Here is a 17,358-nt window from a genome sequence, read left to right on the forward strand (position 1 = left end):
ATCTCCACCGCGACGCTGCGCGCTCGGGAGCACGCAGGTGAATCGTTTTCGAGCCCGGACGCTAGTGGCGTTGTGTGCCTGTGTCAACGGTCTCGTCCGGTTGGTCCGCCGGCTGCGACGAGCCCTCCCAGCGCGCGCGGCGCTCGTCGTCCGTCTGCTCCCACCACGGCGTACCACGCTCGCCGAGCGCGACCTTCGCGGCGTGTACGCGGTGGCGGGCCGCCCGCTCGGCCGCCTCGTCACCGGCGCGCAGGGCCTGGCCCACCGCGCGCCGCGCGCTCATGAGCTCCGAACGCAGGCGGGCGGCGACGTTGTCGGGCAGGAGCGGGTCGGTCGCCCGCCACCGGCGCCCGTCGATGACGACGTAGCGGCCGTCGTCCGTGTGCTCCACCTGCCGACCGGTCGCCATGCGCTGCTCCTACCCCGCCCGGAAACCGGCTGCACCAGCCGGCGGGTCCTGCCAGCACGGAGGGCGTGCGCCGTGACGACCGGATGATGCGCCCCTCCCCGGGGCCCTTCGGCGTGCGCTAGACCCACACCACCAGAGCCCCTGCTGCGCGGGGGCGGCGGTGTGCGCTCCCTCTCGGCGGGGCGGATCGGAGCACCGCCACGACGGCGCAGTCGTCCTACATCACCACGGCGATCCCCTACCTCAACGCGGCACCGCACCTCGGGCACGCGCTCGAGCTCGTGCAGGCCGACGTGCTCGCGCGCCACCGCAGGCTCCGCGGGCGAGAGGTGCGGTTCCTGAGCGGCACCGACGACAACGCGCTCAAGAACGTGACGGCGGCGGCCGCGGCGGGTGCCGGTGTGGCCGAGTTCGTGGCTGCGGGCGCGGAGCGCTTCGCCGAGCTCCGCGACGTGCTGGAGCTCTCCTTCGACGACTTCCTGCGCACCTACGACGGCGCCTACTGCCACGGGTGCGAGGCGTTCTACGAGGCGGCGGAGGCGCCGCACGGCCGGTGCCCCGAGCACGGCACCGAGCTCGAGCGGGTCGTCGAGTCCAACTGTTTCTTCCGGCTCTCCGCCCACGCGACTGCGGTGCTCGAGGCGCTGGAGTCGGGCCGCGTACGCGTCGAGCCGGCGACGCGCCTCAACGAGGTGCTCGCCTTCGTGCGCGGAGGCCTGCAGGACATCAGCGTGTCGTGATCCGCGTCCCGCAGCGGCGGGTGGGGAGTGCCCGTTCCGGGTGACCCGAGCCAGGTCGTCTACGTCTGGTGGGACGCCCTGGCGAACTACGTGACCGCGCTCGGCTACGGCGGCCCCGACGCCACTGCGTACCAGCAGTGGTGGCGGGACTCCACCGAGCGCGTGCACGTCATCGGCAAGGGCATCGTGCGCTTCCACGCGGTGCACTGGCTGGCCCTGCTGATCTCCACCGGGCAGCCGCTGCCGACCTCCGTGCTGGTGCACGAGTACTTCACGGTCGAGGGGCAGAAGCTGGCGAAGAGCTCGGGCAACGTGGTCGACCCGGCGGGCCTGGTCGAGCGCTACGGCGTCGACGCGGTGCGGTGGTGGCTGCTGGCCGACGTCGCCCGCACCGGCGACACCGACTTCACCGAGCAGCGCCTGCGCGACCGCTACGACCATGACCTCGCCCGGGCTGGGCAACCTCGTCAACCGCACGGTCAGCCTGCTGCACCGCTACCAGGACGGGCGCCTCGCGCCGGTGCCGCCGGGCGACGAGGCGGCGGGGAAGCTCGCGGCAGCGGCCGACGCCCTGCCGGCGGCCGTGGACCTGGCGCTCGACGCCTTCGACCTGCGGGGCGCTACCGACGCCGTGCGCGCGGTCGTCGACGCCGCCAACTGCGTCGCCTCCGTCGAGCGCCCGTGGGAGCTGGGCCGGGCCGCGGCGGACGGCGACGTCGCGGCCGGCGTGCACTTCAACGCCTTGCTGCACACGGTGGTCGGCGCCTGTCGACGCGTCGCCGTCGAGGTGGGGCCGTTCGTCCCTGGAGGCGCGGCGAAGCTGCAGGCCCAGCTCGGCGACGGCGCCGAGCTCCCCCCTGCGGCGCCGGTCTTCCCCCGGCTCGAGGTCTGGGACGACGCGGCACCGTACCCCGAGCCGACCGCCCGGCACCAGGGGGAGCGTCAACGGACATGTGAACGATAACAATCAGGTCACGGTGCCTTGACGGACTCGGATGTGAGCGCAAACATCCATCTCGACCAAGGCGTCGACGGAAGCGCTGTCCGGCAGGCCAGGCACTCCGAGCTGCGCCGCGGTTCCGCCGAAGGCAGCACCAGGCGGCCTTCTCCGCACCCAGCGCGTGAACCGTCGTCTCCCCATTCGTCCCACGTCCAAGGAGCTGAGCCACGATGGCTAGCAAGCGCACTACCGCCCTGTCCGCGTTGAGCGTCGCGGGGCTGGTCGCAGTCCTGTCGGGCTGCGGCGGCTCGAGCAGCCCGGCCGCGAGCGGCGGCGACAGCAGCTCCGCAGCGCCCGCTGCCTCGGCGCCCGCCGCCGCGGCCAGCGCCCCCGCGTCGTCCGACGCCGGCGCCTCCGCCCCCGCCGCCGCCGGCAGCGGCGAGGTCCCCGCAGCCATCAAGGCCGCTGGCGGCACCTCCGTGCTGCCGGGCACGCCCCCCAAGGGTGTCGAGGCGCAGTACGGCCCCCTCTGCAAGGGCTCCGACCTCGGCATCGGCAAGATCGACTTCGCCAAGGACACCATCGGCTGGGCCCAGTCGGAGAAGGAGGCGAACCCGTTCCGCATCGCCTCCACCAAGTCGCAGGTCGACGAGGCCAAGAAGCGTGGCATCAAGCTGCTCACCACGAACGCGCAGTCGAACGTGCAGCAGGAGAACAGCGACATCAAGGGCATGATCGACAAGGGCGCGAAGGCCATCATCTTCTCGCCGATCAACTCGACCGGCCTCGGCGACGCCATCTCCTACGCCAAGTCCAAGCACGTCGCGATGATCCCGGTCGACCGCAACATCACCGGTGTCGAGGGCTGCAAGGAGGTCGGCCCGCAGCTCGGCTCCGACTTCATCCAGCAGGGCCAGCGGGCCGCCGACGCCATGATCAAGGCGACGGGCGGGAAGGCGAAGCTCGCGATCCTGCTCGGTGCGACCGGCGTCAACGTCACCGACGACCGCACGACCGGCTTCCTCGACGAGCTGAAGGCCAAGAACGCCACGGGCATCGAGGTCATCTTCAAGCAGACCGCCGACTTCACCCGTGAGAAGGGCCAGACCGTCACCGAGACGCTGCTGCAGGCCCACCCCGACGTGAACGCGATCTACGCCGAGAACGACGAGATGGCGCTCGGCGCGATCACCGCCCTGCAGGACAAGGGCAAGAACGGCACGGACAAGGTCCACATCGTCTCGATCGACGGCACCAAGGGTGCGGTCCAGGCGATCGTCGACGGCGACATCGACGCGGTCATCGAGTCGAACCCGGCCTACGGCCCGGCGGCCGAGGACGCCCTCAACGCCTACGTGAACGGCGACGGTGCCCCCGCGGTCACCATCACCACCGACAACCAGTACGACAAGTCGAATGCGCAGGCTGCGATCGACAACGGCACCGCGTACTAGTCCTCAGCGGACCACGCGAGACCTGATCCACGCGAGACCAGAGAGCAGAAGAGGCGACGTGCCAGCAGACCCAGCACAGCAGCAAGCACCGACACTGTCGATCACCGGTGCGAGCAAGCGGTTCGCCGGCGTCGTGGCGCTGGACGACGTCTCGGTCGACCTCCGTCCGGGGGAGGTGCACGCCCTCGTCGGTGAGAACGGCGCCGGCAAGTCGACGCTGATCAAGCTGATGACGGGCGTGTACTCCCTCGACGAGGGGGAGCTCCGCTTCGAGGGGCAGCCGCGGACCTTCAAGTCCGCGCGTGAGGCGCAGCAGGCCGGGATCCAGACCATCTACCAGGAGGTCTTCCTGGCGCCCCAGCTCTCGGTGGCGCGCAACATGTTCCTCGGGCGGGAGCCGCAGCGCTTCGGCTCGCTGAACCTCGGCAAGATGAACCGCGACTCGCAGGAGATCCTCGAGCGCTACGGCATCGTGGCGGACGTCCGTCGTCCCCTGGGCGACCTCGGCCTGGGCGTGCAGCAGATGGTGGCTGTCGCCCGGGCCGTGTCCCAGGACGCCAAGGTCGTCATCATGGACGAGCCGACCTCGTCGCTCGAGCCCCGCGAGATCGACAAGCTGCTCTCGGTGGTCGCGCTCCTGCGCCAGCAGGGCGTCGCCATCGTCTACGTCTCCCACAAGATGGACGAGATCTTCCGCGCCTGCGACGTGGTGACCGTCCTGCGCGACGGCAAGCTGGTGTCCACCGACCCGGTGTCCGCCATGACACGGCGCACGCTGGTGTCGCGGATGCTCGGTCGCGAGGCGACCGACGTGGAGAGCGGACGTACGCAGCTGAGCGCCCGCGCGGTCGTCGACCGCGAGACCACGCCGGCCCTGCAGGCGCAGGAGGTGTCGCGCAAGCTCGTGCTCGAGGACATCTCGCTGACCGTGCACCCGGGCGAGATCGTCGGCCTGGCCGGCCTCCTCGGCTCGGGGCGCAGCGAGACGGCGCGCGCGGTGTTCGGCGCCATGCCCGTCGACTCCGGCTCGGTCGCCGTGGGCGGGGAGGTGTCGCGCCACCGCTCGCCGGCCGCGAGCATCCGGCGCGGCGTCGCGATGCTGCCCGAGGACCGCAAGGTCGAGGGGATCATCCCGGGGATGTCCATCCGGGACAACATCGCCCTGGCGGCCCTCCCGCAGCTCTCGCGCGGCGGCTTCATCAACCGGCGCAGGCAGGACGAGATCGTCGAGGTCTTCATGCGCCGCCTGCGGATCCGGGCCTCCGGCCCGCTGCAGCGGGTCAGCGAGCTCTCGGGCGGCAACCAGCAGAAGGTGCTGCTGGCACGGCTGCTCTGCCTCAACCCGAAGGTGCTCATCCTCGACGAGCCGACGCGAGGCATCGACGTCGGCGCCAAGGCCGAGGTGCAGGCGCTCATCGCCGAGCTGGCGGAGAAGGGCCTCGGGGTCATGCTCATCTCCTCCGAGCTCGAGGAGGTCGTCGAGGGCTCGGACACCGTCCTGGTCCTCCGTGACGGCGCCGCCCTCGGCACGCTCTTCGGGGACGAGATCTCCGAGGACAGCATCATGAACCTCATCGCCGGCGCTGCCGCCGACACCCTGGAGACGACCACGCCATGAGCACCGCACTCGCCCAGCGCCTCCCGAGGCTGAGCCGGCCCGCGTCCGGCGCGGAGCTCGCGCGCGACCTCGGCGTCTACATCGCCCTGGCGCTGCTCGTCCTCTACAACGTCTTCTTCACCCCCTACTTCAACCACTTCGACACCGTCCAGACGCTGATGGTCCAGGTGCCGGCCGTCATGATCGTGTCGCTCGGCATGCTCATGGTCATCGGCACGGGAGGCATCGACCTCTCCGTCGGCGCGACGATGGCGATCGCCGCTGCGGTCATGGGCAAGTTCGTCTCGCCCGAGTCGAAGAACGGGCTGCACACCGGTCTGACCGTCGCGATCGTCGCGGCGCTGCTCGCCGGGCTGGTCGTCGGCATCTTCAACGGCATCGTCGTCGGCGTGGGCGGGGTGCAGCCCATCGTGGCGACCCTCAGCCTGCTGGTCGGCGGGCGCGGCATCGCCCTCGTGATCACCTCCGGCGCCCTGATCGAGCTGTTCGTGCCCGGCCTCACCAAGCTCGGACGAGGGCGGGCGCACGAGATCCCCTACGTCTTCATCATCGCGATCGTGCTGGCGGTCCTCGTCGGCATCCTCGTCCGGCAGACCACGTTCGGCTTCCGGCTGCTCGCCATCGGCGGCAACACCCGGGCGGCCACGCTGGCGGGTCTGCCCGTGCGCCGCACGATCATCACCGTCTACGCGCTGAGCGGCCTGCTGGCCGCCGTCGCCGGCATCATCGCCACGGCGCGCACCCGTGCTGCAGACCCCTCCTTCCTCGGACTGGGCCTCGAGCTCAGCGCCATCACCGCGGTCGTCGTCGGCGGCACGGCACTCACGGGCGGACGGGTCCGCGTCCTCGGGACCATCGCCGGCGTGATCCTGATGCAGCTGCTCACGACCACGCTGACCGCCCACAACGTGCCGGACTCGGCCACCCAGGTGGCCGAGGCGGTCATCATCGTCATCGCCGTCTACATCCAGCGGACCAGCAGGAGCGCCGAATGAGCACGGCCAGCCCCCAGCACTCCGACGACCAGGTGGCCGCGGCCGTCCTGCCGCCGTCGACGGGTGCCGTGCACGACGCGACGAACGAGCTCGGCATCAGCGCCGGCCGCCAGCGCGCCCGCTCGCTCACCTCGACGCTGCTGCGCAGCGGCGCCCTCGTGGTCCTGCTGCTCACCTGCCTGCTCGCGGCGGTCTTCGACGAGGGCTTCGCCTCGGCCGACAACCTGCGCAACGTCGCGCTCGCGGCCTCGTTCCTCGGCATCATCGCCGCCGGCATGACCTTCGTCATCATCAGCGGCGGCATCGACCTCTCGGTCGGCTCGCTGTTCGCCCTCGGCGTGCTCGTCAGCGCGTTCCAGTCGAAGCACGGGTCGTTCGTGGCCATCGCGATCTCGCTCGCGTGCTGCGCCGCCGCCGGCCTGGTGCAGGGCCTGGTCATCGCCTACCTGCGCCTGCCGCCCTTCATCGTCACGCTGGCCGGCCTGACCGGCATCCGCGGGATCGTCTACTACATCACCGACGAGGGCAACACGGTCCCGCAGGTGCCGGGCAAGAAGTGGTTCGAGCACCTGGGCACCGGCAAGTTCCTCACGCTGGGCCTGCCCGTCTGGATCATGCTCGTCGTCTTCGCCGTGGGCTGGTGGCTGCTCAACCGCACCGCGTTCGGCCAGGCGGTGCAGACCATCGGCGGCAGCGACACCGCCGCCGAGCTCATGGGCCTCCCCGTCAAGCGCGTCAAGGTGCTCGTCTACGTGCTGAGCGGCTTCTGCGCCGGCCTCGCCGGCGTGCTCACGACCGCGCTGTCGGGCGGCGGGCAGGAGGCGCGCATCGGCGACTCCTACGAGCTGGTCGCGATCGCCGCAGTGGTCATCGGTGGCACGCTGCTCAGCGGCGGCGTCGGCTCGATGGCCGGCTCGCTGGCCGGGATCCTGCTCTGGTACGTCATCAACAACATCGTCGTGCAGGGCCTGCAGTTCAACACCTACGTGCAGCAGGTCATCAGCGGTGGCTTCCTCCTGGTGGTGGTGGTCCTCCAGACCCAGCTCGGCAGGCGGGCGGCAGGGGCGGTCCGTTGACGGCCGGCTGAGCCGGGCGGACGCTGGTCGGAGCCCGTCGTCCCTCGACCACGCACTGCTGGACCGAACGGGGGTGGGAGTCGATGGTCGCTGCACGCCGGTCGCCGACGATGATCGACGTCGCCACGTACGCCGGCGTCAGCTCGCAGACCGTCTCCCGCGTGATCAACGGCTCGAGCTCGGTGCGCCCCGCCACCCGGGCGCGCGTGGTGGCGGCGGTCGAGGAGCTGGGCTACCTGCCCAACGCCGCGGCCCGCGCCCTGGTGACGCGGCGCAGCCGGACCATCGGTGTCGTCAGCTTCGGCACGCGGCTCTACGGCCCGACCAGCATGGTGTTCGGGATCGAGCAGGCGGCCCGCGAGGCCGGCTTCTTCGTCAGCGTCGCGAGCGAGCCGACGATCGACGCGCTGACCCTGCGCCGCGCGCTGCACCGGCTCGGTGAGCAGGTGGTCGAGGGCGTCGTGGTCATCGCACCGCAGAAGCAGGCGCAGCTGGCGCTCACGCGGCTCAGTCCCGACGTGCCGGCGGTCGTCGTCGACGGCCACGACGTCGACGGGCCGCCGCGCGTGTTCGTCGACCACTTCTCCGGCGCCCGCGAGGCGACGCGGCACCTGCTCGCCCAAGGCGTACGCACCGTGCACCACGTCGCCGGTCCCTCCGACTGGGTCGAGGCGGAGGAGCGGCTCGAGGGCTGGTCGTCGGTGCTCCGCGAGGCCGGCGCCGTGGTGCACGAGCCGCTGCGCGGCGACTGGAGCGCCGCCTCCGGCTACGCCGCGGGACGCGAGCTCGCCCGCGACCCGGCGGTCGAGGCGGTCTTCGTCGCCAACGACCACATGGCCCTCGGGCTGCTGAAGGCGTTCGCCGAGGCCGGTCGCGACGTGCCCTCCGACTGCCTCGTGGTCGGCTTCGACGGCTCCCCGGAGGCCGAGTTCTTCCGCCCGGCGCTCACGACGGTGCACCAGGACTTCAGCGAGCTGGGGCAGCGCAGCGTCCACCTGCTCCTCGCCCAGATCACCGGCGGGCCCGCGCCGCTCGCGACCTCAGTGACGGCGGGGCTGGTCGTGCGGGCGAGCTCCGTACGCCGTGGTGCGCCCGCGCTGCTCGGAGGCGGCCCGTGAGCCAGCACGCCCAGCGCTACTCGCCCGAGCTCCGCGACCGCGCCGTGCAGATGGTCGCCGAGACGAAGACCAAGCACCGCTCCGACTGGGCCGCCATCGTCCAGGTCGCCGAGCAGCTCGGCGTCGGAGCGCCCGAGACCGTGCGCCGGTGGGTGCTGCACGCGGGCGCCTCGCCCGCCCGGCCCGCGACCCTGACCGCCGGCGAGGCCGCCGAGGTCGACGCGCTCAAGCGCGAGAACGCCGAGCTCGCCCGAGAGCGCGACGAGCTCAAGCACGCCAACCTCGAGCTCCGGCGCACGAACGCCGAGCTGCTGCGGGTCAACGGCATCCTGCGCGGCGTCGCGAACTTCTTCCTCACCGAGTCCGAGCGGCTCGAGCCTTAGCCCGCTAGGGCTGACCGGGCCCGCCGGGGACGCGGGCGGCCAGGACCGCGATGTCGTCGGAGAGGTGCGGCGTGACCCGGGCGACGAGCGTGCGCGCCAGCTGGTCCGGCGGCAGGTGGGCGATGCCGCCCGCCTCGCGCCGGAGCACGTCGAGGCCGTCCGAGAGCGAGGCGCCCGGGCGCTCGACGAGGCCGTCGGTGTAGAGCACGACGGTGGAGCCGGCCGGCACGTCGGCGGAGTGGTCGTGCCGCGGCAGGTCGGCCACGCCCAGTGGGAGGTCGGCGTCGCCGGCGAGGTAGGCCGGCGCTCCCTCGGCCGTCAGCAGCAGGGGCGGCGGGTGCCCCGCGTTCGACCACGTGAGGCGCCAGCCGGTCCGCTCCCCAGGGGAGAGCTGGGCGTAGACCGCCGTCGCCAGCTCGAGCGTGCCGAAGTGCTGCAGCAGGACGTCGAGCCTGCGCAGCACGTCCGAGGGCGCGGTCGCGCGGTCGGCAGCCACGGCGCGCAGCTTGTGCCGGACCGAGCCCATGGTGCCGGCGGCCTTGAGGTCGTGCCCGGCCACGTCACCCACCACCAGGGCCAGCCCGCCGTCGGGCACGCAGAACGCGTCGTACCAGTCGCCGCCGACCTGTGCGGCGTCGCCGGCGGGGCGGTAGGTCGTGCCGATCTCGACTCCGCCGACGCGGCAGGGCAGCACCGGGAGCAGGGCCCGCTGCAGCTGCTCGGCGCGCGCGGTGCTGCGCCGCAGGAGGTACGCGGTGTCGACCGCCGTCGCCGCCCGCCGTCCGAGGTCCGCGGTGAAGGCGACGTCTGCGGGAAGGAACGGGCGTTCGGGATCGGTGCGCACGAGCGTGACCGCCCCGAGGATCCGGCGGCGGGCCTTCAGCGGAGCGGTGATCGCCTCGGCGGCGCCCAGCAACGCGAACAGCGCCAGCCTCGCCGCCCCCAGCGGGCCCGGCGCCTCCGCCGGGTCGGCGAAGACGGTGGTGTGCTGCGTCGGTGCTCCTCGGAGCACCTGCGCGAGCGAGCCCTGGTCGAGCGAGCTGGGGTCGGGCAGGCGCCCCAGCACCGAGCGGCCCACCTGCTGCAGCGCAGGGTCGCGGTGCGTCAGGGCTGCGCGGTGCAGTCGTCCGGTGTCCTCGTCGACGACGTCGACCACGACCCAGTCGGCGAGCCGGGGCACCACCAGGTCGGCCAGTGCCTGGAGCGCGTCGGACAGGTCGGCGTCGGCGAGTGCCTCCGACACGTCGGCGAGCACGGCCAGGCGCACGTTGGTCTGCTCCGCGAGCACCGCGCGCATGTGCTGCACGTCTGTCGGCGCTGAGTCGACGGCCTGGAGGGCGACCACGCCGCCGACCGGCAGGGCGGCGATGACGGTGGGCGCGAAGGCCCACTCCACCGGCAGGAGGGTGCCGTCGGCGCGGATGAGGACCTCGTCGGCGCCGAAGGCGGGCCGGGTGCCGACCAGTGCAGCGAACAGCGCGCACTCCTCGCGGGGGAGCCTCCTGCCGTCGGGGTGCTGCGCGTGCAGGGTCTCGTGCAGCGGCTTGCCGAGGAGCTCGTCCTCGGTGTAGCCGAGCAGTCGGCCGGCGCTCTCGGTCACGCCCGTCACGGCGCCCTGCGCGTCCACGGCGAGCATGGCACCGTCCGCCGGCCCGAACAGCGCGGGGAGCAGGCCGGCCTCCACCGGCACTCGCGTGTCGCGCGTCTGCAGGCTGCCGTTCAGGCGCTGGGGGGCGCTGTCGTCGTGCATGGGGTGAGCACATACCCGGGCGAAGCGCCCTTCGACCCCGTGTGGGCCGACGTCGTGCCCAAGCCCCCCGCCGGGGTGGTCCTGCCTCGCGCTGTGCGCAACCGTCAGGGCCCGCGCGCCGCGCGGTGCGAGACTGCGGCGTGCGACGTACCCCTTTCCTGCTGGCCGGTGTCCCTGCGCTGCTTCCGGCGGTGGCCGGCTGCACCGGCTCGGGCGCTCCGACCGTGCTGCCGCAGCCGTCGCCGTCGACGAGCCCTGGTGCCGCGCCGACGTCCCCGCAGGCGTCCGCGGGGTCGCTGCACCTCGAGCCGACCCTGTCCGACTCGCGCCCGGTGCTGGACGTGGCCGGACAGCGCGGGTCCCGGGCCTTCTCCGTGCGCAGCTCAGCCACCGGTCTGGGCGTTGCCGCGCGCGTCGCCTGCTCCGGCGGGTCGGGGCGGGTGCGGCTCGAGCTCGCCCCTCGAACGGGTCCGTCCATGACCGTCGAGGGCCCCTGCGACGGGACGCCGTCCTCCTACCTCAGCGGGCACGCGCGGTCGGCGTCGGTCGTCGTGACGGCTCCGCGAGGCGTCCGCTGGTCCCTGCTCGTGGAAGACCTCGCGCCCGCCTGAGCGCAGCGGGGGTGGCGGACGCCGGTGTCGCTACGATCAGCCGCACGGCAGGCCGGCCGGACACCCGCGGGAGGCTCGAGGCATGACCGTGCAGGCGGGTGACACCTCGCTTGGCACCTCCCTCGACGTCGTGGCAGTGGTGGCCGCCGGGGGCGTGCTCGGCGCCGAGGCGCGCTACGCCGTCAGCCTCGCGGCCCCGCACGCCGCGTCCCAGTTCCCGTGGGCGACCCTGCTCGTCAACGCGCTGGGCTGCCTGCTCATCGGCGTCCTGATGGTGCTGGTGACCGAGCGGTTCCGTCCTCACCGCCTCGTCCGGCCGTTCCTGGGCGTCGGCGTGCTGGGCGGCTTCACGACGTTCTCCGCCTACGCCGTCGACATCAACCGCCTGCTGCTGGCCGGACGCCCGGCCGTCGCGCTGGCCTATGCAGCGTCGACCCTCGTCGCGGCCGTGCTGGCGGTGTGGCTGGGGGCGACCGCCACCCGGCGGCTCGCCGGTGCGACCGCGGGACGACCGGCGTGACCGCGCTGATGGTGGCCCTGGGCGCGGCGGTCGGCGCGCCGGCGCGCTACCTCACCGACCGCGCGGTGCAGCGGCGGCACCCGTCGCCGTTCCCCTGGGGGACGCTGGTCGTGAACGTGGTCGGGTCCTTCGTCCTCGGCGTGGTCGTGTCGGCCGGGTCCCGTGGGCACGAGGCAACGGTGGTGGCCCTGCTGGGCACCGGGTTCTGCGGTGCGCTGACGACCTACAGCACCTTCAGCTGGGAGACGCTGCGGCTCGTCGAGCGCGGCGAGGGTGGGGTGGCTGCCCTCAACGTGGTCGCCTCGGTCGTCGCGGGTCTTGTCGCCGCAGCGCTCGGGTGGGCCGTAGGCACCCCGCTGCGCTGAGCGGCGTCAGAGGGCCAGCGCCCACGGCACCGTCTCGGCGATCACGTGGCGGGCGTTCGCCGCGAGCGGCAGGTTAGTCTCGCGGTAGTAGGGCAGCTGGATCAGCGCCTGCGAGAGCGACCAGCCGGCGCTGCGGCGCCACGTCTCCTCGTCGACCTGCAACTGTCTGCGGAGCCGTGCGCGCAAGGGTGGTGTCAGGAGGTTCCAGGCGACACCCAGGTCCGTCGCCGGGTCGCCGCGCCCCACGCCACTGAAGTCCAGTACGCCGGAGAGCCTGCCGCCGCGGACCAGCAGGTTGCCTGCGGTGATGTCTCCGTGGACCCACGGGCCGGGCAGCTCGGCGGGCGGGGTGTCCCGCAGGACCGCCCATGCAGCAGCGACTTCCGGCGCGTCGACGAGGTCGGCGACCTCGTCGATGCACGACAGGACCTGGTCGTCCCGGTCGGCGAGCCGCACGCGGCTGCGCAGCGGTGCGGCGGCCGGGTCGAGGCCGTGGAAGTGGCGCAGGAACGAGGTGAGGTCGTCGACCAGCGCCGGACCGGTCGTCGCGGGCCCGGGGTTGTCACCAGCGACGTAGCGGCACACCGACCACGGGAACGGGTAGCCGTCGCCGGGCTCGCCGAGCGCGACCGGCTCCGGCACGTCGACGGGCAGGAGCGGCGCGAGGTGCCGCAGCCACTGCCACTCGTGGGCGATGCCCTGCGACACCGACGCGATGCGCGGGAGCCGGGCGACCAGGTCGGTGCCCAGCCGGTAGATCGCGTTGTCGGTGCCGGCTGAGGACAGGTGCGTGACCGGGAGCGCCGCCCACTGCGGGTGCTGGGCGGCGACCAGCCTGGCCACGAGAGCCTCGTCGGTGTCGACCTCGTCGGCGTGCATGCGCCCGGGCGCGGGCATCAGCGCGGACCGCGCCGCTCGTAGTCGCCGCGCGCGAGCGCCACCTGGTCGGCCGACGCCTCGAGCAGGTCGGCCAGCGCGCGCAGGTGGCCGGCGACCCCGGCACCCAGCGGGGTCAACGAGTACTCCACGCGCGGCGGGATGGTCGTGACCACGTCGCGGCGCACCATGCCGTCGCGCTCGAGCTGCTGCAGCGTCTGCGAGAGCATCTTCTCGCTGACGCCCTCGACCCGGCGGCGCAGGGCGTTGAAGCGGTAGGCCCCCTCGCCGAGCGCCAGCAGGGCGAGCGAGGCCCACTTGCTCGACACGTCCTCGAAGGCCGCGCGCGAGGTGCAGTCGCGGGCGAAGACGTCGCTGACCAGCGCCTGCTCCGGCCCCGGCTCGTGCTGCGTCACGGCTGCCATCGTACGGCGGGAATGCAAGGTACTTCCCCTCGGTTAGTGCCCAACGTCAGGTTAGCCATCACGGAGGAGAAGCCATGCCCACCTACGCCGTCACCGGAGCCAGCGGCCACCTCGGCCGCGAGGTCGTCGTCCAGCTGCTCGGCCGCGGGGTCCCGGCCGCCGATGTCGTCGCCGTGGTCCGCAGCCCCGAGAAGGCCGCCGACCTGGCCGAGCGCGGCGTGCAGGTGCGCCACGGCGACTACGACGCGCCGGACACGCTCCCGGCGGCGCTGGCCGGCGTCGACACCCTGCTGCTGGTGTCCGGCAGCGAGCCGGGCGGGCGCGTGCGCCAGCACACCGCGGTGATCGACGCGGCGAAGGAGGCCGGCGTGGGCCGCATCGTCTACACCAGCATCCTGCGCGCCGGCGCGACGTCGAACCCGCTCGCGCCCGAGCACGAGGCGACCGAGGAGGTCCTGCGCGGCAGCGGGCTGCCCTTCACCTTCCTGCGCAACGGCTGGTACACCGAGAACTACACCTCCCAGCTCGACCAGTACCTCGCTCGCGGCGAGATCGTCGGCGCCGCGGGCGACGGTCGGGTCGCCGGCGCCACCCGCGCCGACTACGCCGGTGCTGCAGTCGCCGCACTGCTGCGCGACTCCGACGTCGACGCGGTCTACGAGCTCGGCGGCCCGAGCTTCGACTTCGCCGAGCTGGCTGCGGCCGTGACCGAGGTGACCGGTACGCCTGTTGCCTACCGCGACCTGTCGGTGCAGGACTACGTCGCCGCCCTCCAGGCCGCCGGCCTCGACGAGGGCACGGCGGGCTTCGTCGCCTCGATCGACGAGGCGATCGCCAAGGGCGAGCTCGACACGGGCAGCACCGACCTGACCGACCTGCTCGGCCGTCCGGCCACCCCGCTGGTCGACGCGCTGCGCGCCGCCCGCGGCTAGCTCAGAGGACCGAGAAGCCCTCGGGCAGGGGTCGCCGTCCGGTCGCCGACAGCAGCAGGGCGGCGGCCCCGCCCACCTGGGCAGCGACAGCGGCGACCACGCCGAGCGCCTGCTCGGCAGCCGTGGCCGGCGGTGCCGCCTCGACACCCAGCGCGACCGAGAGGTCGCAGGTGTGCGTGACGAGCTCGAACGTACGCGTGGGCAGGTAGTCGCGCAGGCGCATCCCGCCCGCGAGCGTCGTCAGCAGCTCCTCGCCGGTGCACCGGCCCACCAGCTCGACCACGCGCTCGGCGAGGACGGCGACCGCTGCGACCGGGTCGTCGCCCAGCGCTGCGCCTGCTTCGCGCCCGCGCTCGGCCACGCCGGGCGCGGCCGCGGCCGCGCGGATGGCGGTGACGTAGCCCGCCGCCGTCTCGACCTCGACGCGCTCGGGCGGCACGGCGAGGTAGGACTCGACCGTGACGAACGAGCGGGTGGTGTGGCCGACCAGCGAGCGCAGGTCCCACTCGCCGAGGCCCGGCTCGGCCCACCGGTCGCCCACGAGCGCCGCCGTCACCACGAACCAGTGCGCCGCGTCGGCGTAGGCGGCCCGAGACTCGTCCCAGGGGAAGATCACCGGGCCAGGCTAGCGACGAGTCCGCGCCCTTCCCTCCGTCAGACCTGCGTGGCACGGTGTCGGCACACGCGCGGCACCGACCGGAGCTCGAGGAGGAGCGCATGGCGACGACGCTGGTGGCCATCGGGACGAACAAGGGGCTCTTCGTCGCCCGCAGCGACGACGACCGCGCCTCGTGGACGCTCGACGGGCCGCACTTCCTGATGAACGGCATCTACGCGGTCAGCATCGACACGCGCGGCGCCGTCCCGCGCGTCATGGTCGGCGCCGACAGCTCGCACTGGGGACCGTCGCTGTTCTGGTCCGAGGACCTCGGCGCCACCTGGCAGGAGTCGGCCAGCAGCGGCCCGCGGTTCTCCATCGACGACGGCACCTCCGTCGAGCGGCTCTGGTCGATCGCGCCGTCGCCCACGGAGCCCGACGTCGTCTGGGCGGGCAGCCAGCCCTCGGCGCTGTGGCGCTCCGAGGACCGGGGCGACTCCTTCTCGCTGGTCCGCCCGCTGTGGGACCACCCCCACCGGCCGAAGTGGGGCGCCGGCTTCGGCGGCCAGGCCATCCACACCGTCCTGCCGCACCCGCGCGACCCGGGCAACGTGCTCGTGGCGATGTCGACCGGCGGGGTCTACCGCACCTCCGACGGCGGCGGGTCTTGGGAGCCGGCCAACAGGGGCATCAAGGCCTACTTCTTCCCTGACCCGTGGCCCGAGTTCGGCCAGTGCGTCCACAAGGTCGCGCGCGATGCGGCCGAGCCCGACCGCCTCTTCGCCCAGAACCACCACGGCGTCTACCGCAGCGACGACGCCGGCACGACCTGGGTCTCCATCGCCGACCCCCTGCCCACGGACTTCGGCTTCACGATGGTGACCCACCCCCGGCGGCCGGAGACCGCCTACAGCTTCCCGATCGTCGCCGACGGCAAGCGCCTGCCGCCGGACGCGCGGTGCCGGGTCTTCCGCACCTCCGACGGCGGTCGCAGCTGGGAGGCGCTCAGCCGGGGGCTGCCGCAGGAGGACTACTACGGCACGGTCCTGCGCGACGCGATGACCACCGATGACGCCGACCCGGCCGGGGTCTACTTCGGCACCCGCACGGGTGCGGTCTACGCCAGCCGCGACGAGGGCGACTCGTGGACCGAGCTCGCCCGAGACCTACCCGACGTGCTGTGCGTCCGGGCCGCCGTGGTCGGCTGAGCCAGGCTCAGGCGGTGGTGGCGTCGCTCGGCGCGGCGTCGCTCGGCGCTGAACCGTCCGGCGCGCCGCCGGGCAGCTGGCCGGCTCCCGGTCCGTCGGTGGCCGACGACCCGGCGAGGACGCGCTCGGCGTACGCCGTGCCGCCGCTGGTCGACGCGATCGCGTGCACGAGCACCGTGTCGCCCGTCTGGAGGCTGGTGACGCTGACGGCCGAGCCGTCATCGAGCACCTGCGTCGAAGCGTCGACCGCGTAGGTCGCGGTCGTGCCGTCGCTGCTCTTGACGCGGAGGCTCGAGGCGGCGACCGAGACCACCGTGCCCGAGACGTGCGTCTCCCCGGCCATGCCGCCGCCGGGCCCGCCACCGCTGGGCAGGCCACCGCCGGGCGCGCCCAGCCCCGCGGACGTGCGCGTCGTGCTGCTCGCCGTGCTCGCCGCCGCGGAGTCGTTGCCCTTCACCGCGGTGATCGCGCCGCCGCCGACGACCACGGCGAGCAGGGCCGCCGCGGCGGAGCCCACCAGCGTGCGCCGGGAGGCTCGCGGCCGGGCGGCCGGGGCAGGCGTACGCGGCTCGGGCCCGCTGCTCAACTGCTCACCCGGCTCCTGCGCGTCGGCGGGGTAGAACACGAACTCCGGGTGCTCGGAGGGCGCGTTCCTGTCGTGGGGGTCCATGTCGTCCTCGCAGCTGTCGTCCGGTGGCCGTCGAGCGGCCCGTGCTCCCAAGGTCGCCGCCCCGGCTGGAGAGGGGCTCGGCCTGCGCTGTGCGGCACCTGTGACCCGGGTCGGGCTGGCGGGAAGGACGAGCAGGTCGGGCCGTGCGGGTGCCGGCCCGGCACCTGCGACCGATCCGTCGGGCGTGCCCCGCGGCGAGGCTCGAAGGCATGCACCTCCGACTCCTCTGCGCGGGCCTCGCCGCCGCCACCACGACTGCCGCCTTCACCCTGCACCACAGCGCTCCTGCCGATCCGACCGCCGGGCTGACGAAGGAGATGTCGGCCCGTGTGGACGACGCCATGGCCGCGGCGCGGGCCGCAGGCGTACCGCTCCACATCACCTCCGGCTGGCGCAGCGCCGCCCACCAGCAGCGCCTGCTCGACGAGGCGATCGCGAAGTACGGCTCTGAACGTGCTGCCACGCAGTGGGTCCTGCCGCCCAGCGAGTCCGAGCACGTCGCCGGCAGGGCGGTCGACGTCGGGCCAGCGGCGGGATACCGCTGGCTGCAGCAGCACGGCGAGGCCTACGGACTGTGCCGCCGCTACGCCAATGAGCCCTGGCACTTCGAGCCCCTGGTCCGCCGCGGCGGCACCTGCCCACCCCTGGAGTCGCACCCCGCGGCGTGAGC

General features: G+C 73.4%; 20 protein-coding genes and 1 pseudogene. 15 read left to right on the forward strand and 6 right to left on the reverse strand.

Going from position 1 to position 17,358, the window contains the following annotated elements:
• Positions 1-61: 61 nt before the first annotated feature.
• Entirely contained in the window at positions 62-409 is a 348-nt protein-coding gene (locus CLV35_RS04095; protein WP_121192096.1) for a hypothetical protein, read from the reverse strand.
• 233 nt (positions 410-642) lie between these two features.
• On the opposite strand from CLV35_RS04095, the gene CLV35_RS20365 reads away from it, so the two are divergent.
• The 9 genes and pseudogenes from CLV35_RS20365 to CLV35_RS04130 all read left to right on the forward strand — a co-directional run bounded on the left by CLV35_RS20365 (position 643) and on the right by CLV35_RS04130 (position 8,733).
• Positions 643-1,149 (forward strand): class I tRNA ligase family protein, encoded by a 507-nt coding sequence (locus CLV35_RS20365; protein ID WP_231121501.1) that lies wholly within the window; start codon positions 643-645, stop codon positions 1,147-1,149.
• Between the two features lie 27 nt (positions 1,150-1,176).
• Positions 1,177-1,542, forward strand: a pseudogene (locus CLV35_RS20905) (class I tRNA ligase family protein); the annotation flags it as partial.
• A gap of 46 nt (positions 1,543-1,588) precedes the next feature.
• Complete coding sequence (locus CLV35_RS20370; RefSeq protein WP_231121467.1) at positions 1,589-2,113, forward strand: methionine--tRNA ligase; 525 nt, start codon at positions 1,589-1,591, stop codon at positions 2,111-2,113.
• Between the two features lie 206 nt (positions 2,114-2,319).
• On the forward strand, positions 2,320-3,543 hold the full coding sequence (locus CLV35_RS04105) for a substrate-binding domain-containing protein (protein ID WP_147431863.1): 1,224 nt from the start codon (positions 2,320-2,322) through the stop codon (positions 3,541-3,543).
• Positions 3,544-3,601: 58 nt separating this feature from the next.
• Positions 3,602-5,161, forward strand: a complete 1,560-nt coding sequence (locus CLV35_RS04110; RefSeq protein ID WP_231121468.1) for a sugar ABC transporter ATP-binding protein — start codon at positions 3,602-3,604, stop codon at positions 5,159-5,161.
• Positions 5,158-6,156 carry an ABC transporter permease gene (locus CLV35_RS04115; protein ID WP_121192099.1) on the forward strand — a complete coding sequence of 333 codons (999 nt, stop codon included), beginning with the start codon at positions 5,158-5,160 and terminating at the stop codon, positions 6,154-6,156. The genes CLV35_RS04110 and CLV35_RS04115 overlap by 4 nt, the downstream gene beginning before the upstream one ends.
• A complete protein-coding gene (locus CLV35_RS04120) occupies positions 6,153-7,232 on the forward strand; it encodes an ABC transporter permease (protein WP_121192100.1) in 1,080 nt (359 codons plus the stop codon). Before CLV35_RS04115 ends, CLV35_RS04120 begins: the two co-directional genes overlap by 4 nt.
• Before the next feature lie 83 nt (positions 7,233-7,315).
• Positions 7,316-8,350, forward strand: coding sequence for a LacI family DNA-binding transcriptional regulator (locus CLV35_RS04125; RefSeq protein WP_231121469.1), 1,035 nt, complete (start codon positions 7,316-7,318; stop codon positions 8,348-8,350).
• Entirely contained in the window at positions 8,347-8,733 is a 387-nt protein-coding gene (locus CLV35_RS04130) for a transposase (protein WP_121192101.1), read from the forward strand. The genes CLV35_RS04125 and CLV35_RS04130 overlap by 4 nt, the downstream gene beginning before the upstream one ends.
• A 4-nt stretch (positions 8,734-8,737) precedes the next feature.
• On the opposite strand, the gene CLV35_RS04135 is transcribed toward CLV35_RS04130, so the two are convergent.
• The gene (locus tag CLV35_RS04135) at positions 8,738-10,483 is read right to left on the reverse strand and encodes a SpoIIE family protein phosphatase (protein ID WP_121192102.1); all 1,746 of its coding nucleotides are present in this window, start codon (positions 10,481-10,483) and stop codon (positions 8,738-8,740) included.
• Between the two features lie 140 nt (positions 10,484-10,623).
• Here CLV35_RS04135 and CLV35_RS04140 point away from each other — a divergent pair, with 140 nt between their 5' ends.
• From CLV35_RS04140 to crcB (CLV35_RS04150), 3 genes are all read left to right on the forward strand, one after another.
• A complete protein-coding gene (locus CLV35_RS04140; protein WP_147431864.1) occupies positions 10,624-11,094 on the forward strand; it encodes a hypothetical protein in 471 nt (156 codons plus the stop codon).
• 82 nt (positions 11,095-11,176) lie between these two features.
• A complete protein-coding gene (crcB, locus tag CLV35_RS04145) occupies positions 11,177-11,614 on the forward strand; it encodes a fluoride efflux transporter CrcB (RefSeq protein ID WP_121192104.1) in 438 nt (145 codons plus the stop codon).
• Positions 11,611-11,979 carry a fluoride efflux transporter CrcB gene (gene crcB, locus CLV35_RS04150; protein WP_121192105.1) on the forward strand — a complete coding sequence of 123 codons (369 nt, stop codon included), beginning with the start codon at positions 11,611-11,613 and terminating at the stop codon, positions 11,977-11,979. The genes crcB (CLV35_RS04145) and crcB (CLV35_RS04150) overlap by 4 nt, the downstream gene beginning before the upstream one ends.
• Before the next feature lie 6 nt (positions 11,980-11,985).
• On the opposite strand, the gene CLV35_RS04155 is transcribed toward crcB (CLV35_RS04150), so the two are convergent.
• Positions 11,986-12,876 carry an aminoglycoside phosphotransferase family protein gene (locus CLV35_RS04155; RefSeq protein ID WP_231121470.1) on the reverse strand — a complete coding sequence of 297 codons (891 nt, stop codon included), beginning with the start codon at positions 12,874-12,876 and terminating at the stop codon, positions 11,986-11,988.
• A complete protein-coding gene (locus tag CLV35_RS04160; RefSeq protein ID WP_121192106.1) occupies positions 12,876-13,280 on the reverse strand; it encodes a winged helix-turn-helix transcriptional regulator in 405 nt (134 codons plus the stop codon). Before CLV35_RS04160 ends, CLV35_RS04155 begins: the two co-directional genes overlap by 1 nt.
• Before the next feature lie 74 nt (positions 13,281-13,354).
• Between CLV35_RS04160 and CLV35_RS04165 the strand changes: the two genes are divergently transcribed.
• On the forward strand, positions 13,355-14,212 hold the full coding sequence (locus CLV35_RS04165; protein ID WP_121192107.1) for an SDR family oxidoreductase: 858 nt from the start codon (positions 13,355-13,357) through the stop codon (positions 14,210-14,212).
• Position 14,213: 1 nt separating this feature from the next.
• On the opposite strand, the gene CLV35_RS04170 is transcribed toward CLV35_RS04165, so the two are convergent.
• Positions 14,214-14,828, reverse strand: coding sequence for a maleylpyruvate isomerase N-terminal domain-containing protein (locus CLV35_RS04170; protein WP_121192108.1), 615 nt, complete (start codon positions 14,826-14,828; stop codon positions 14,214-14,216).
• Between the two features lie 101 nt (positions 14,829-14,929).
• Here CLV35_RS04170 and CLV35_RS04175 point away from each other — a divergent pair, with 101 nt between their 5' ends.
• Positions 14,930-16,018, forward strand: a complete 1,089-nt coding sequence (locus CLV35_RS04175; protein WP_121192109.1) for a WD40/YVTN/BNR-like repeat-containing protein — start codon at positions 14,930-14,932, stop codon at positions 16,016-16,018.
• Positions 16,019-16,025: 7 nt separating this feature from the next.
• Here CLV35_RS04175 and CLV35_RS04180 read toward each other — a convergent pair whose 3' ends face one another.
• Positions 16,026-16,688, reverse strand: a complete 663-nt coding sequence (locus tag CLV35_RS04180) for a hypothetical protein (protein ID WP_121192110.1) — start codon at positions 16,686-16,688, stop codon at positions 16,026-16,028.
• A 209-nt stretch (positions 16,689-16,897) separates the two neighbouring features.
• On the opposite strand from CLV35_RS04180, the gene CLV35_RS04185 reads away from it, so the two are divergent.
• Positions 16,898-17,356, forward strand: a complete 459-nt coding sequence (locus tag CLV35_RS04185; RefSeq protein WP_121192111.1) for a M15 family metallopeptidase — start codon at positions 16,898-16,900, stop codon at positions 17,354-17,356.
• Positions 17,357-17,358 lie beyond the last annotated feature (2 nt).

The organism is Motilibacter peucedani (assembly GCF_003634695.1).
GTDB classification, from domain to species: domain Bacteria; phylum Actinomycetota; class Actinomycetes; order Motilibacterales; family Motilibacteraceae; genus Motilibacter; species Motilibacter peucedani.

What these genes read in the sequence shown, in the direction of transcription:
- CLV35_RS04095 (WP_121192096.1), bottom strand. Translation starts at nt 409, where the DNA reads ATGGCGACCGGTCGGCAGGTGGAGCACACGGACGACGGCCGCTACGTC.
- CLV35_RS20370 (WP_231121467.1), top strand. Translation starts at nt 1,589, where the DNA reads ATGACCTCGCCCGGGCTGGGCAACCTCGTCAACCGCACGGTCAGCCTG.
- CLV35_RS04105 (WP_147431863.1), top strand. Translation starts at nt 2,320, where the DNA reads ATGGCTAGCAAGCGCACTACCGCCCTGTCCGCGTTGAGCGTCGCGGGG.
- CLV35_RS04115 (WP_121192099.1), top strand. Translation starts at nt 5,158, where the DNA reads ATGAGCACCGCACTCGCCCAGCGCCTCCCGAGGCTGAGCCGGCCCGCG.
- CLV35_RS04120 (WP_121192100.1), top strand. Translation starts at nt 6,153, where the DNA reads ATGAGCACGGCCAGCCCCCAGCACTCCGACGACCAGGTGGCCGCGGCC.
- CLV35_RS04125 (WP_231121469.1), top strand. Translation starts at nt 7,316, where the DNA reads ATGGTCGCTGCACGCCGGTCGCCGACGATGATCGACGTCGCCACGTAC.
- CLV35_RS04135 (WP_121192102.1), bottom strand. Translation starts at nt 10,483, where the DNA reads ATGCACGACGACAGCGCCCCCCAGCGCCTGAACGGCAGCCTGCAGACG.
- crcB (WP_121192104.1), top strand. Translation starts at nt 11,177, where the DNA reads ATGACCGTGCAGGCGGGTGACACCTCGCTTGGCACCTCCCTCGACGTC.
- CLV35_RS04155 (WP_231121470.1), bottom strand. Translation starts at nt 12,876, where the DNA reads ATGCCCGCGCCCGGGCGCATGCACGCCGACGAGGTCGACACCGACGAG.
- CLV35_RS04160 (WP_121192106.1), bottom strand. Translation starts at nt 13,280, where the DNA reads ATGGCAGCCGTGACGCAGCACGAGCCGGGGCCGGAGCAGGCGCTGGTC.
- CLV35_RS04165 (WP_121192107.1), top strand. Translation starts at nt 13,355, where the DNA reads ATGCCCACCTACGCCGTCACCGGAGCCAGCGGCCACCTCGGCCGCGAG.
- CLV35_RS04175 (WP_121192109.1), top strand. Translation starts at nt 14,930, where the DNA reads ATGGCGACGACGCTGGTGGCCATCGGGACGAACAAGGGGCTCTTCGTC.
- CLV35_RS04180 (WP_121192110.1), bottom strand. Translation starts at nt 16,688, where the DNA reads ATGGACCCCCACGACAGGAACGCGCCCTCCGAGCACCCGGAGTTCGTG.
- CLV35_RS04185 (WP_121192111.1), top strand. Translation starts at nt 16,898, where the DNA reads ATGCACCTCCGACTCCTCTGCGCGGGCCTCGCCGCCGCCACCACGACT.